The organism is Dysgonomonas sp. UBA7710 (genome assembly GCF_002482385.1).
Taxonomy (GTDB): domain Bacteria; phylum Bacteroidota; class Bacteroidia; order Bacteroidales; family Dysgonomonadaceae; genus Dysgonomonas.
The window spans coordinates 63,555-79,186 of the sequence record NZ_DLFW01000031.1; the positions used below are offsets into that span (position 1 = coordinate 63,555).

11 protein-coding genes are annotated in these 15,632 nt (G+C 42.0%); 7 read left to right on the plus strand and 4 right to left on the minus strand.

What is annotated here, in order from left to right:
• Positions 1 to 40 precede the first annotated feature (40 nt).
• The 4 genes from B3317_RS10150 to B3317_RS10165 all read left to right on the plus strand — a co-directional run bounded on the left by B3317_RS10150 (position 41) and on the right by B3317_RS10165 (position 5,229).
• Positions 41 to 262 carry a DUF2795 domain-containing protein gene (locus B3317_RS10150; RefSeq protein ID WP_006800744.1) on the plus strand — a complete coding sequence of 74 codons (222 nt, stop codon included), beginning with the start codon at positions 41 to 43 and terminating at the stop codon, positions 260 to 262.
• A 608-nt stretch (positions 263 to 870) separates the two neighbouring features.
• Entirely contained in the window at positions 871 to 3,453 is a 2,583-nt protein-coding gene (mutS, locus tag B3317_RS10155; protein WP_291111179.1) for a DNA mismatch repair protein MutS, read from the plus strand.
• A gap of 87 nt (positions 3,454 to 3,540) precedes the next feature.
• Positions 3,541 to 4,482, plus strand: coding sequence for a UDP-glucuronic acid decarboxylase family protein (locus B3317_RS10160; protein WP_291111138.1), 942 nt, complete (start codon positions 3,541 to 3,543; stop codon positions 4,480 to 4,482).
• A 30-nt stretch (positions 4,483 to 4,512) separates the two neighbouring features.
• Entirely contained in the window at positions 4,513 to 5,229 is a 717-nt protein-coding gene (locus tag B3317_RS10165) for a glycosyltransferase family 2 protein (RefSeq protein WP_291111140.1), read from the plus strand.
• A gap of 13 nt (positions 5,230 to 5,242) precedes the next feature.
• On the opposite strand, the gene B3317_RS10170 is transcribed toward B3317_RS10165, so the two are convergent.
• Genes B3317_RS10170 through B3317_RS10185 form a run of 4 tightly spaced genes read right to left on the minus strand, consistent with a single transcriptional unit; the run spans position 5,243 to position 9,607 of the window.
• Positions 5,243 to 6,358: a glycosyltransferase gene (locus B3317_RS10170; protein WP_291111142.1), complete on the minus strand. Its 1,116-nt coding sequence runs from the start codon at positions 6,356 to 6,358 to the stop codon at positions 5,243 to 5,245.
• The gene (locus tag B3317_RS10175; RefSeq protein ID WP_291111144.1) at positions 6,355 to 7,398 is read right to left on the minus strand and encodes a glycosyltransferase family 9 protein; all 1,044 of its coding nucleotides are present in this window, start codon (positions 7,396 to 7,398) and stop codon (positions 6,355 to 6,357) included. The genes B3317_RS10170 and B3317_RS10175 overlap by 4 nt, the downstream gene beginning before the upstream one ends.
• Before the next feature lie 29 nt (positions 7,399 to 7,427).
• Positions 7,428 to 8,036 (minus strand): DUF4254 domain-containing protein, encoded by a 609-nt coding sequence (locus tag B3317_RS10180; RefSeq protein ID WP_291111146.1) that lies wholly within the window; start codon positions 8,034 to 8,036, stop codon positions 7,428 to 7,430.
• A gap of 29 nt (positions 8,037 to 8,065) precedes the next feature.
• The gene (locus B3317_RS10185; RefSeq protein WP_291111148.1) at positions 8,066 to 9,607 is read right to left on the minus strand and encodes a YifB family Mg chelatase-like AAA ATPase; all 1,542 of its coding nucleotides are present in this window, start codon (positions 9,605 to 9,607) and stop codon (positions 8,066 to 8,068) included.
• A gap of 550 nt (positions 9,608 to 10,157) precedes the next feature.
• On the opposite strand from B3317_RS10185, the gene B3317_RS10190 reads away from it, so the two are divergent.
• From B3317_RS10190 to B3317_RS10200, 3 genes are all read left to right on the plus strand, one after another.
• Positions 10,158 to 12,674, plus strand: a complete 2,517-nt coding sequence (locus B3317_RS10190) for a zinc-dependent metalloprotease (protein WP_291111150.1) — start codon at positions 10,158 to 10,160, stop codon at positions 12,672 to 12,674.
• A gap of 61 nt (positions 12,675 to 12,735) precedes the next feature.
• Positions 12,736 to 13,860, plus strand: coding sequence for a glycoside hydrolase family 18 protein (locus tag B3317_RS10195; RefSeq protein WP_291111151.1), 1,125 nt, complete (start codon positions 12,736 to 12,738; stop codon positions 13,858 to 13,860).
• 128 nt (positions 13,861 to 13,988) lie between these two features.
• Positions 13,989 to 15,533, plus strand: a complete 1,545-nt coding sequence (locus tag B3317_RS10200) for a bifunctional response regulator/alkaline phosphatase family protein (RefSeq protein ID WP_291111153.1) — start codon at positions 13,989 to 13,991, stop codon at positions 15,531 to 15,533.
• The last annotated feature ends 99 nt before the right edge of the window (positions 15,534 to 15,632 follow it).

The following is a 15,632-nucleotide window of genomic DNA, read 5'->3' on the forward strand; positions in this document are numbered from 1 at the left end:
AAAAATATAACCAAACTGGCAAATAAATAAATAAGATACTATGTACTGGACTTTAGAACTTGCATCGAAATTAGAAGATGCGCCATGGCCTGCAACGAAGGAAGAGTTAATAGACTATGCTCAACGTTCAGGCGCCCCCCTAGAAGTGATAGAAAACTTACAGGAGATCGAGGACGAAGATGAAATCTTTGATACTATCGAAGATATCTGGCCGGATTATCCCAGCAAGGAAGATTTCTTTTTCAATGAAGACGAATATTAATCGTAAGGAACTGTAAAAGAATTCTTTAAAAAAAGTAATTGAAAAGAGATTGGGGTGAAAGTTCACTCTAATCTCTTTTTGTGTTTTTCCGGATATAGCTTTAGATGAAAACGGTTGAGCTATGCTATTAATACGAATTATTAATAAATCCCTGAAACTTTATCTATACTGTATCCGGAGAAAGTTATACAAACGAATGGGTATTACCTTTTAACAAGTAATAAGTATTGAATAATTAAGTATAAAGGAGTTCTGATTGTTAACTGATATTTCTGTTACCTTTGTTACTTTTTTATGGCTTAGCCTCTTTGCGATAGTTTCTTTATTCATAAAAAATAGAATGAGAGCACAGAGTTCTTTGAAGAAAAGTAACAGCCCGGAAATAGTGTAAAAAGTGTCAGATTTGCCTCGCCTTCGCTTCGGCGATTTCTAATTGTCAAATTTTATGCAGAAGCAACAAGCAAACAAATTATTAATTTTTCATTCTTATTATTAATTATTATCTATGTCACTTTTTTTCTATCTTTGCTTACTTGTAATTTAACTATAAAGAATACATCTAAATAAACATAATAACTGTGTCGAAGAAAGTAGCCGAAACCCCGTTGATGAAACAATATCTGGAAATCAAGAGTAAACATCCTGATGCTATATTGCTGTTTCGTGTGGGTGACTTTTACGAGACTTTTTCACAAGACGCCATCGATGCCGCCGAGATACTGGGGATAACACTTACCCGGCGGGCCAATGGCGCAGCCCAGTTTGTCGAACTGGCCGGATTCCCTCACCATGCACTGGATACTTATCTGCCGAAACTGGTGCGGGCAGGTAAGCGCGTCGCTATCTGCGACCAGCTGGAAGACCCCAAGCTGACCAAAACAATTGTAAAACGGGGAATTACGGAACTTGTCACTCCCGGAGTATCCATTAATGACAATATCCTCAACCACAAAGAAAACAATTTTCTATGTGCAGTACATTTTGCGAAAAGCAGCTGTGGTATTTCACTGCTCGATATTTCCACAGGTGAATATCTTGTAGCGGAAGGGACTAAAGAATATGTAGATAAACTACTCACCAACTTTTCACCGAAAGAAGTTCTGGTGGAAAGAAGTAAGAAAAAGCTATTTGAAGAATATTTCGGGACACGTTTCTTTATCTTCGAACTCGATGACTGGGTATTTACGGAAGATACTGCCAGAGACAGGTTATTGAAGCACTTTGAAACAAAGAACCTGAAAGGATTCGGTGTGGAACATCTGACAAACGGGGTAATCGCGGCAGGAACAATCCTTCATTATCTCGATGTCACCCAGCATACACAGATAGGGCATATCACTTCGCTTTCCCGCATAGAGGAAGATAAGTACGTCCGTCTGGATAAATTCACAGTCCGCAGCCTCGAACTCATTTCCACCATGAACGAAGGAGGAAAAAGCCTTCTCGACATTCTGGACAGGACAACATCGCCAATGGGCGCCCGTATGCTTCGCCGCTGGATGGTATTCCCGCTGAAAGAAGCAAAGCCTATAAACAGCCGGCTATCCGTAGTTGAATACTTCTTCAAGGATCTGGAATTAAAAGGCCTGCTGGAAGAACAACTTTCATTAATCGGAGACCTGGAACGCATTATATCCAAAGTAGCCGTAAACAGAATTACCCCGCGTGAAGTAGTCCAGTTGAAAGTGGCATTAAAAGCCATAGAACCGATACGTGAGGCATTTCTGGCATCAAGTGAGCCGAGCCTGAGAGAGATAGGGGAAAAACTCAACCCCTGCCCTATTATCCGAGACCGCATAGAGAAAGAGATATATCCCGATCCACCCTCAATGCTGAATCGTGGGAACGTTATAAATAAAGGGGTAAACGCCGACCTCGACGAGTTACGGGATATTGCTTTCTCCGGAAAAGACTACCTGCTGAAAATACAACAACGGGAGACTGAAGCTACCGGTATCTCCTCTCTCAAGATAAGTTTCAACAGTGTATTCGGTTATTATATCGAAGTCCGGAACGCGCACAAGGATAAAGTTCCGGCCGAATGGATACGTAAGCAGACACTGGTAAATGCAGAACGTTATATCACACAGGAACTGAAAGATTATGAAGAGAAGATTCTGGGTGCGGAAGAGAAAATCCTGTCCCTCGAAACATCCCTATTTAACGACCTTGTACTCAGCCTTGTAGAATACATCCCGACTATACAGGTAAACGCGAACCTGATCGCGCAGACCGACTGCCTGCTATCATTCGCCAAAGTAGCCAAGGAGAACAAGTATATCCGTCCCGAAATAAACGATACGGATGCATTGAAGATAAAGAACGGCCGCCATCCGGTCATTGAAAAGCAGTTGCCATTAGGCGAATCCTATATAACAAACGACGTCTTTCTGGATAGCAATTCGCAACAGATCATTATCATAACCGGACCGAATATGGCCGGTAAATCGGCCCTGCTCCGCCAAACGGCTTTGATTACACTGATGGCGCAAGCCGGTAGTTTCGTTCCTGCCGAATCTGCGCAGATAGGGCTGGTAGACAAGATATTTACCCGCGTAGGAGCATCGGATAATATTTCACTGGGCGAATCAACCTTTATGGTGGAAATGAATGAAGCGTCTGATATATTGAATAACCTCTCTCCGCGGAGTCTCGTCTTGTTCGACGAATTAGGCCGGGGAACGAGTACTTATGACGGTATATCCATCGCATGGGCTATTGTGGAATACATTCACGAGCATCCGAAGGCAAAAGCAAAGACCCTGTTTGCCACCCACTACCATGAACTGAATGAGATGGAAAAATCCTTCAAACGGATTAAGAACTTTAATGTTTCGGTCAAGGAAGTGGATAACAAGGTGATATTCCTGCGCAAACTTATTCCGGGAGGCAGCGAACACAGCTTCGGGATTCATGTAGCCAAGATGGCCGGCATGCCTCAAAGTATTGTGAAACGGGCGAATAATATACTGAAACAATTGGAGGCTGATAACCGTAAACAGGGAATATCGAAGCCAATAAATGATATTAAAGAAAACAGGGAGGGTTACCAGCTTAGTTTCTTTCAATTGGACGACCCTGTGCTTAGCCAGGTAAGAGATGAGATAAAGTCGCTGGATGTCAATAACCTTACGCCGATGGAAGCCTTAAATAAACTAAATGATATAAAGAAAATAGTTTCAGGTAAATAAAATGTTAAAGAATTTCAGACGCATTGTATTTTTTCATTCCTTTGTATCCCGAAACGAACTTACAAACAATAAGATAGACTAAGAAAAATGACTCGTAAAAAAATACTTGTAACAGGGGGAGCCGGATTTATCGGATCACATCTATGCGGAAGGCTTCTGAACGAAGGCAATGAAGTATTATGCTTAGACAATTATTTTACGGGCTCTAAAGAGAATGTCGTCCACTTACTCAATAATCCCTACTTCGAATTAATCAGGCATGATATTGTTCATCCGTTTCATGTGGATGTAGATCAAATATACAACCTTGCATGCCCTGCCTCTCCTGTTCATTATCAGTACAACGCCATCAAGACCATCAAGACTTCCGTCATGGGAGCCATCAATATGCTTGGACTGGCAAAACGCCTGAAAGCAAAAATACTTCAGGCTTCGACAAGTGAAGTATATGGAGATCCTCATGTACATCCCCAGCCCGAGTCATATTGGGGGAATGTGAACCCTATCGGGATACGTTCTTGTTATGATGAAGGAAAACGCTGTGCCGAGACATTATTTATGGATTATCACCGCCAAAACGGGGTAAAGATTAAGATCGTCCGCATATTCAATACATATGGCCCTCATATGAATCCGGAAGACGGACGTGTGGTTTCCAACTTTATAGTACAGGCTTTGAAAGGGGAAGATATCACCATATACGGGGACGGGACACAAACACGCAGTTTCCAGTATGTAGATGATATGGTGGAAGCTATGATAAGAATGATGGCTACTGATGATTCGTTTGTGGGCCCTGTAAATACAGGTAATCCGTATGAATTTACCATGATTGAACTGGCTACCCTGATATTGGAGCTGACAGGTTCCAAGTCCAAATTAGTATTTAAGCCTCTGCCGGGTGATGATCCGAAACAAAGGAGACCCGACATTACCTTGGCTAAAGAAAAGTTGAACTGGGAACCTAAAGTACAGTTGAGAGAAGGACTTATAAAGACCATAGCGTATTTTGATAGTATCCTGGAATAAAGACTTTTACGAAGGCATAAATATAACAACATGAAACTTTCAATTGTAATTCCCGCATACAACGAAGCCAGAACAATACACCTGATACTGAATAAAGTCTTGGCAGTAAACCTGATCGGCAATTTCGAAAAAGAGATTATCATTGTTAACGACTGTTCAAAAGATGATACGGTAGAGGTGGTAAAAGCCTATATAACCGAGCATCCGCAAGCAGATATGAAGCTCTTCGAACAACCCGTGAATATGGGGAAAGGAGCCGCTCTGCACAGGGGCATTAAAGAAGCTACAGGAGAGTACCTGATAATACAGGATGCCGACCTCGAATACGATCCGGAGGAGTACAATATCTTATTGAAGCCTGTGGTAGACGGATTTGCAGATGTTGTATTCGGCTCAAGGTTTATGGGAGGGAGACCTCATCGCATACTCTTCTTTTGGCATTCTATCGGTAATCAGATATTGACATTTGTCTCCAATATGTTTACTAACCTCAATCTTTCGGATATGGAGACATGCTATAAGCTGTTCCGCTCCGACATTATCAAGTCTATTCCTTTGCAGGAGAGACGCTTCGGATTTGAGCCGGAAGTGACAGCCAAGGTGGCCAGGTTTCCCAATGTAAGAATCTATGAAGTAGGTATCTCCTATTACGGCCGTACTTACGAAGAAGGTAAGAAGATAGGCTGGAAAGACGGGGTAAGAGCCTTTATCTGTATGCTCAAGTACGGATTATTCAGGATGAAGTGATCCCAATGATATATTACAAAATAAAGAAGAAAGACTCGATTGAGCGGGTGAAATTATCCCACGACAATCGTTTCTTCTCTCTTTTAAGATTATCCCTATAGGATTGTACATCCGAATCAAAAAACTCTTTTATACCTTTTGCTATATCGCCGGAAGCAGGCTCCGGTACTACCAAACCTGTATTTGAATCCTTAACAGTAGTGCCTAATGCCCCTACGTTCGTAGCTACCATAGGTAGTTCCATCTGATAGGCCAAGGCTACTACTCCGCTTTGAGTAGCGGACTTATATGGCAGGACCAGTACATCTGCGGCAGAGAATAAGGTTGAGACCATATCATCGGGGATATATTGCTCAAATACAATGATATTCTCCTTTAGTGGGGATTGATTAATCAGTTCTGTATATTTGTCAAAACTGCCATAACTCTCCCCGGCTATGATTAATTGGTAGGAGTCATCCAGCATTCCCATCGCCCCGATAAGAATATCCAATCCCTTATAATCCCGTATCAGCCCGAAGAAAAGGAGATTCTTCTTATCATCTCTGATCCCCAGCACCTTACATGCGGAGGCTTTATCCGTGCGTTCGGCATACTGGTCATATATAGGATGTGGCTGTAGTAGTATCCGTGCATCTTTCTTCAGGGAGAGTAAATCCTGCCGGACAGGTTCACTCATAACAATAAATGCATCGCATCTGTTGAAGAAAAAACGGGCAAAAGACTTATCCACAAACCTTTTCTCATGCGGAATCGCATTGTGAACGAGAGCCACTATTTTAGTCCTTTTATTAAGGAAAAGGCATACCGAGCCATAGGCAGGTGCAAGGAAAGACATCCAGTATGGTATAATAAGCAGATCGGGAGCATACTTATTAATATGTCTGGCTGTCCGTATATATGTAAAAGGATTTATACTATTTAATACGCGATCACTCTCTATTACTGTAGCAGTATCGCCTTCAGCGACATACTGGGTCTTACCGGGAAAAAGAAAATCGGGATAAAGAGTCGTAAACGTGAATGCTTTCACCTCATTCTGTCCGGAAAGCTCTGTATATAACCGGGCATTAAGTTGAGCTAAACCTCCCCTGTAAGGATAAAATGGTGAAAGGATTGCAATTTTCATGGGTTTATCTTATCTAGTACCTTATAAATTCTTGAAACGACGGATTCCTCGGTAATTCTCTCCATACAAGCGTACTCCTCATCCTCTCTCTGACAAGGCAGTTCCCCAAAAACCGAACATGGCCTGCAATCCAAATCAACCTGAACTGCATTAGCTATATCCTGTCCGAATCCATAAAAGCCCATTGCCGGATGGGTTGCTCCCCACACAGACACCACAGGTACCTGCACCAATGAAGCTAAATGCATATTAGCCGAATCCATCGACAGCATGACGTCCAGATATGAGATAAGAAGCATTTCTTTCTGCAAGTTGAGTTTTCCCGTCAGGTTGACCGTATTCGGATACTTGGACGCCCAGTGGGACAATACCTTTTGCTCCTCCTTACCCGAACCAAATAAAAATACAGTAATTCCCTCTTTCTTAGATAATATATCAATTATATTCGACATTTTCTCTAAAGGATATATTTTACCTTTATGCTTAGAAAAAGGGGCTATACCTACCCATTTACCATTCTTCTCTTTAACAACGGCTTTAAGATCCGAAAAATTCCGGGGAACGAAATCGAAGAAATTATTGAACACCATTGGTGCAGGAAAACCCAATCTGTCAAAAACTTCCTGATAACGCTGCATTGTATGTTTAAGCGGTGGCTCCAGCTGTTTATGAGCTATCGCATATTTTTTCTCATTCTTACCTTTATCGATATGCGCAACTTTGCGCCCCATCAGGAACATGGAATGGCGTATACCTTTCGATCGCAAAACGTCGTGTACATCAGCCACATGAGAAAACCTCATAGCAGACAACCGCCTCATCACCCTGAAATAACCTATTAATCCCCGGTGCCTCTGTTTAATATCGAGAGGAATAACATTGATATTAAATCCCAGATTCTCGAACAATGGGGCAAATGCTTTCCGGGTCATTACCGAAAAACGATCCTGTGGATATCTCGCTGCAACAGAATATACAACCGGAACGAGCATAGCTACATCTCCGAAGGAAGATATCCGTATTACCAGAACTTTAGACATAATCGTACTTTTTGTAAGCTTCTATCCGGTTATTGTGTTTTAGCATATAAAACAGGATTAAGACTTGGATCGTTATACATCTTCATCTGCTTGTATACTTTCATATATTTCTTTCCTGTTTCTATATCCTCTAATAATTCTTCTATGGCAGTGGAAAGGTCTTTACGCTGCGTAAGTAAAACCTGAAGCTTCTTCGATGCTTGCTCGTGATGATCTGCGGTTGTGTTCTTCCTGTCCACTTCCTGTTGCATATGATATATCTTAAGAGCAAGTATAGACAAGCGGTCTATCGCCCATGCAGGGCTTTCGGTATTAATACGGGCATCGGACAAAGGGCTTATATCTTTATACTTATCCAGAAAATAACTGTCTATCAGCTCTACCAGATCTGTTCTGTCCTGATTCGATTTATCGATACGGCGCTTTATTAACAGGGCTTCTGCCGGATTAATGTCCGGATCGCGGATAATATCTTCCAGATGCCACTGAACCGTATCAATCCAGTTTTTAAGATACAAAAAATATTCTATCGATTTCTCAGTATAAGGATTACTGATAGGACTATCTACATTGTCCGTTTTATGATAATCATTAATTGATTTCTCAAAAATAGAATTACTCAAATCGGTAAAAGTCATGGTTTGTTCTTTATCTTTATATTAATTTATTATTTGTCTGCCCAGGTTGCCCGGTCTAAATTACGATAGTTTATGGCTTCTGCCAAATGTTTAGGCTGTATTTTTTCGGAGCTATCCAAATCCGCAATTGTACGCGATACTTTCAATATCCTGTCATAGGCCCTGGCCGACAGATTGAATCTGTCCATAGCGGTTTTTAATAACTGCAAGCCTGTATCGTCTGGAGAAGCATATCTGGCAAGAAGTTTGGGAGTCATCTGCGCATTGCAGTATATCCCATCTTCATCCCTAAAGCGTTGTTCTTGTATTTCCCTTGCTTTTATAACACGTTCTCTTATAGATTCACTTGCTTCAGCGGGTGTTTTATCCGATATTTTCTCAAATGGTACGGGAACTATCTCGATGTGTATATCTATACGGTCGAGAAGCGGCCCCGATATCTTGTTCAGATATTTCTGAACAGCACCGCCGGGACAAACACATTCCTTTTCAGGATGGTTATAGTATCCGCAAGGACATGGATTCATCGAGGACACCAACATAAAACTGGCCGGATATTCAACCGAAAACTTCGACCTCGAAATAGATATTTTCCTGTCTTCGAGAGGCTGCCGCATAACCTCTAGTACACTACGGCTAAATTCGGGCAACTCGTCAAGAAAAAGAACCCCGTTATGCGCTAAACTGATCTCTCCGGGTTGGGGATAAGTACCACCGCCAACCAGTGCCACATCGGAGATGGTATGATGCGGACTACGAAACGGGCGTTGAGCCATCAAAGATGTTTCATTCCCTATCTTACCTGCAACACTATGTATTTTGGTTGTTTCCAATGCTTCCTGTAAAATAAAGGGAGGAAGAATGGACGGCATTCGCTTCGCCATCATCGATTTTCCTGCTCCCGGAGGGCCTATCATAATCAGATTATGTCCGCCCGAAGCCGCGACTTCCAACGCCCGCTTCACATTTTCCTGTCCTTTTACATCCGCAAAATCAAATTCAAAGATCTGTTGTGCACTATAAAATTCGGCGCGGGTATCTATTATCGTTTTTTCCAGTTCCATATCTTCATTAAAGAAGCCGACTACCTCGCTTATATTATCCACGCCGTACACATCCAGATTATCGACTACTGCCGCTTCCCGTGCATTTCTGCGGGGTAAAACCAAACCTTTAAAGCCGAGTTCCCTGGCTTTTATTGCTATGGGAAGCGCTCCTTTTATGGGAAGTATGCTACCATCAAGCGACAATTCTCCCATAATCATATAGCTTTCGAGCTTATCCGGTTTTAAGCCTTCGGAAGCAGCCAGTATCCCTACTGCTAAAGGTAAATCGTATGCAGTACCTTCTTTCCTTATATCGGCGGGGGACATATTGATAACGATCTGCTGCCGGGGGAATTTATAGCCGTTTATTTGTAGCGCCGAGACTATACGTTCATGGCTTTCCTTTACTGATGCGTCAGGCAATCCGACAAGCATAAATTTTATGCCTTTCGAACAATTTACTTCTATCGTAATCAATGTCGCGAGTATGCCTTGTACAGCTGCGCCAAAAACCTTTACTAACATCTAAAGGAGTAAAAATGAGTAACAAGTGGCAAATGTAACAAAAAAGAAGATACGGTTAAAGTATAAATCCCTTATTTTTCCATCAAATACATATCTGTTAGTAGCGAATAGCTGGTGTTAGCAATTTCAGTTCAAAAAAGGTAACAAAGGTAACAGATGTTTCAGTCAACAGTCAACAGTTATCAGTTAATAACTCGTATCTTGTATCTCGTGTNNGTGTCTTGTCTACTCGTATCTCATATTACTTAAAACTTACTACTTATCCCAATACTTCAAAGAGCCCTATGAACTAACAGCTAAAGGCTGTCGGTTCTGATTATATAGATAAATTATATAAAGAAGAATACGATTAAGTGGCATCGGATATTTATCAATGCCAAAATAAACTTTCAAGCGAAATGAAGTGTAGTTGAGAAAAGAGAATGTTTTCATATAACACTAAGAGTTTCAGTTATTGATTGACATTATTTATAAAAAAACGGGAATTAATATATTAATTTCTTTAGTTTTGCATATTAACTAATTTTATTTACAATTAATTACCAAAACTATGTACAAGAAGAGCCTGATTCTAATACTATTTCTTACGATGGGAATAGTAGGAGGTAATGCGCAAATAAAGAATCCCTTTAAAAGGAAGAAGAAAGAGGAAAAAAAAGAAGCTGCCGCGCCTGCCGCCAAGCCGGCTACACCTCCCGGAACACTAAAGCCATACGGGGAAGTGATAACAAAAGAAGCAAAGACCAATACAGGTTTCTTTAAAGTACATAAAGTAAAAGATAAATTCTATTTTGAATTACCCGATTCTATCATGGAACGGGATATACTGGTGGTGAACAGGATATCCAAAGCTCCTGTCAACAGGTACAAATCGATGGTTGGCTATCCCGGCGACCAGATAGGAGAGAATGTTATCCGCTTCGAGAAAGGCCCGAACAACAAAGTTTTTATCCGTAGCATTTCATATCTCGAACAGGCGAACGATACACTGGGTATGTACCAGTCCGTAAAGAACTCGAATATACAACCCATCATGGGCACTTTCGCCATACAAGCTCTGAACAAAGATTCTGTAAACAAAACATCTGCTGCCGTCATAGATATTACCGACTTCCTGAATGGAGACAATAATGTTTTCTTCTTCGACACCAACATGAAGAAGTACAGGGGTATCGGAAACCATTTTGCCGACAGAAGTTATATAGACACTATCAAGGCATACCCCATTAACGTCGAAATCAAGACGGTTAAGACATACGCCCAGGTACCACCACAAGGATATCCGCCTCAGGCTGCACAGTATTTCCCTAGCGACCCGATAACATACGAGCTGAACAGTTCTCTCGTTTTGCTTCCAAAAGAGCCGATGAAACCACGCTTGTTCGATCCCCGCGTAGCTTATTTTGCAGTAAGGTATACCGACTTCGATTCCAATTCGCAGGGGATAGATTATAAATCGAAGATTACCCGCTGGAGACTGGAACCGAAAGAGGGGGAATTGCAGAAATACGTGAACGGAGAACTGGTGGAACCGAAAAAACCGATCATCTTTTATATAGACCCTGCCACACCGAAAAAGTGGGTGCCATACCTGATACAAGGTGTCAACGACTGGCAGAAAGCTTTTGAGAAAGCAGGATTCAAGAATGCGATCATAGGACTGGAAGCACCTAAAGATTCCACATGGAGCCTCGAAGATGCGCGTCACTCGGCAATCGTTTACAAGCCTTCCGATATACCGAATGCCAGCGGCCCGCATGTACATGATCCCCGCAGCGGTGAAATAATAGAAACACATATCAACTGGTATCACAATGTGATGCTCCTGTTGCGCAACTGGTATATGATACAAGCCGGAAATGTGGATAAACGCGCCCAGAAACTGAAATTCGAAGACGAACTGATGGGTGAGCTTATCCGCTTTGTGTCATCGCATGAGGTGGGGCATACATTAGGGCTGAGACACAATTTCGGATCTTCGGCAACCGTGCCTGTCGAAAACCTCCGAAACAAAGAGTGGGTGGAAGCGAATGGCCATACACCTTCGATAATGGACTATGCACGATTCAATTATGTCGCCCAGCCGGAAGATAATATTTCGGAAAAAGGCCTGTTCCCCCGTATCGGAATATATGACGACTGGTCGATAGAATGGGGTTACAGATATTTGCCTGAATACGCGACCGCGGAAGATGAAATTCCGTTTTCGAACAAGACAATAATGGAAAAACTCCAAAGCGACAAACGCTTTACTTTCGGAACAGAGACCGATCCTGACGATCCCCGCAACCAAAATGAAGACCTCGGCGACAATGCCATGCTGGCAAGTACTTACGGTATAAAGAACCTCCAGCGCATTGTACCACAAATACTGGACTGGACTAAAGAACCGAATAAAGACTATGCAATGGCAACTTCCATATATGGAGAAGTTGTAACACAATATGGCCGTTACATGGGACATGTTGCTAAAAATATAGCAGGTATCTATCGTACTCCTGTGGTAGTGGAGCAATCCGGTAATTCAGAGGAGTTTGTTCCGGCAAGCATACAAAAAGAAGCAATGCAGTTTCTCGACCGACAGTTATTTGCTACCCCCGAGTGGTTGATCGATAAAACATTGATAACAAAAGCAAGTATAGATCCCGTAAACTCGATCGGAAGTGTTCAGAAAAGAACATTGGACCGTCTGATAAGTAAATATACAATAGACAAAATGTTGCGTGACGAAGCATATAACGGTTCAGGCGCTTATACGGCAATAAATATGTTCAGCGACCTGAAAAAGAGTATATGGTCCGAGCTTACAAACGGGAAAGCTATCGACATCTATCGCCGAAACCTGCAAAAGAACTATGTTAATGCCCTTATCAGCATTGTAGACCCTAAGAATACAAATCCGCAGGCTCAGACAAGGGCTTCGGACGCCACAGGTATTGCCCGTACACAATTAATAGACCTGCGCCAGAGTATACGCAGTGCGGCGGCCTCGTCATCAGGGATTAAGCGCAGCCATTTGCAGGATTTATTAGCGCAGATAGAAACTGCATTGGATACCGGTAAATAATATGAAAAAGCAGTTGGAATATTTAGACAGAAATTCTTTATTAATTTCTAATTGAATAATTATGAAAAAGAACATTGTTATTTCCATTTTATTACTCTTAGTCGTACTGACATCTTGTAATAAAAAAAGCGGGGAAGATAAATCCAAACCTGTAATAATTGCATATGTAAGCGGTTATAACGGACTGACGGATGTGAGTAAAATATCCCCCGATAAGATTACTCATATCAACTATGCCTTTGTAGACGTACAGGCAGGAAAAGCTTTCCTGACAAACGAAGCTACCGACACGGTCAATTTCAGGAAACTGAATGAGTTAAAACAGCAGAATCCCGATCTCAAAATCCTTATATCGATCGGAGGATGGGCATGGAGCAGGAATTTCTCGGACGCCGTATTGACTCCCGAAGGACAAAAGACATTTGCCAAATCGGCTGTCGGCATAATGAATAAATATAGTCTCGACGGAGTAGATATAGATTGGGAATATCCTGCCATGGAAGGGGACACAGGCAATGTGTTCCGCCCCGAAGATAAGCAGAACTATACATTGATGTTTGCTGCCATCAGGGCCGAGCTGGATGAACTCGAAAAGGCATCGGACAAGAAATACCTGCTCACAACAGCCGTCGGTGGTTCCCAGAAATTCATAGATAATACGGAGATGGGTAAAGCCCAGGAATACCTCGACTTTGTAAATATAATGACTTATGATTATCAGTCTAAAGAAAAGGCTATTCACCACACCAACCTTTTAGCTTCGGATAAGTACAGCGAATCAAATAGTGCCGATATAGCCGTAAAAGCCTTCCATACAGCAGGCGTACCGATGGAAAAACTGGTAATGGGTATCGCTTTCTACGGGCGAATCTATAAAACGAAGAAAGATGCGTCGAAAGGAGTGGGAGACCCGATAACGGAACAAATACAGGGGAAAGGATACACATTTATCAAAGACAGCCTGGTAAACCGGAACGAATATTACAGATATTGGGACGAAGCGGCGCAGGCTCCTTACCTGTTCAATTTTTATAAGGGTGAGTTTGTGACCTATGACGATGAAGAGTCGGTAAATGCAAAATGCGAGTACGTGAAAACTAACGGAATGGCGGGGGTTATGTTCTGGGAATACAGTTCCGATCCTAAAGAGTACTTGTTGAACGCAATTAACCAGGTACTGAAATAATAAATTTTAACCATCCCCGTTTTAAGGATTGAACTTCTGTTTGTACTTTTGATTATTAGCTAAAGTGCAGAACGATATAGCAAGCCACTTTATAAAAATGTGGCTTGCCTTGTAACTATAGGATTTGAATGAGAAAAAAACGGATACTCTGGGCCGATGACGAAATAGATGTGCTGCGCGCTCATATTCTTTTCCTTGAGGAAAAAGGATATGAAGTAACACCTGTGAACAGCGGCCAGGATGCACTGGACTGCGTAAAGAACGAATCATTTGACATCATATTCCTCGATGAAAACATGCCGGGACTGGCAGGTATGGAGACTCTGAGCCTTATCAAAGAGATAGACCCTAATATTCCCGTTATCATGATTACCAAGAGCGAGGACGAAGGGATAATGACACACGCCATAGGCAGGAAAATAGCTGATTATCTGATAAAGCCTGTGAATCCGAACCAAATACTCCTATCCCTGAAAAAGAATCTGCATAAAGACGATATCGTTTCCGAAATAACGCTTGAAGGATATCGGGACGAGTTTTCTCAAATAAGTACACGCATCAATGATTCTCCTGATTACAACGGCTGGATAGATATCTACAAGAAGCTGGTATATTGGGAAATAGAGCTGGATGCTTCGCAAAGCCCCCTGGCAGACCTTTTACGTGTACAAAAGCAGGAAGCCAACAATAGCTTTAGCAGATACATAAAAAAGAATTATGAATCGTGGATATCAGATGCAAAAGACAAGCCGCTTATCAGCCCCGAACTTTTCCCCAAAAAAATACTTCCGTTACTGGACAGAGGAGAAAAAGTATTCTTTATTCTGATAGATAACTTCCGCCTCGATCAGTGGTGGGAAGTAAAAGATCTGCTGGCAGGCGATTTCAATATTTCGGAGGAGGAATATTTCAGCATCCTGCCCACAGCTACGCAGTATGCGCGTAATGCTATTTTCTCCGGACTGATGCCGTCACAGATTGTGAAGTCTTATCCCGACCTGTGGGTGGAAGAGGATGAAGACGAGGGCAAGAATCTGAATGAAGAGATATTTTTACAGAAGCAATTGGAAAAATACGGTGGGAAACATACTTTCTCTTATAATAAGCTGTTATCTTCTTCATCCGGTGAAAAACTTGTCCAGAATATGAATTCGATGAACAACAAGCCACTTAATGTCATTGTCATCAATTTTGTAGATATGTTATCCCATGCACGTACCGAGTCGAAGATGATACGCGAACTGGCTTCGGACGAAGCGGCATACCGTTCTCTGACCCGTTCGTGGTTTAAGCATTCCAGTACGATGGATATTTTGCGAAAAGCGAGGGAGATGGGCTATAAGATTGTACTTACTACCGACCATGGCACTATACGTGTGAAAAATCCGGTGAAGGTCATAGGAGATAAAACCGTAAACTCCAATATCCGCTATAAATTCGGGCGCAATCTGGAATATGACCGCAAAAAGGTTTATGACATCCATTCTCCGGAGAAAGCAGGGTTACCGTCTCCCAATATAAGTACAAAATACATCTTTGCCACAGGGGATGACTTCTTCGCATACCCCAATAATTACAACCATTATGTATCTTACTATACCGGTACATTCCAGCACGGGGGTATTTCGATGGAAGAAATGATCGTGCCTGTTATTACATTGACAGCGAAATAGCCGGGCCAGTTTCTCCTGATATTTAACAGGAAAAACACAATAACGTAAAATGGCTTCTTGTTATTCCTTAAAAAATATCCCGATGGTGTTCAAAGTTAT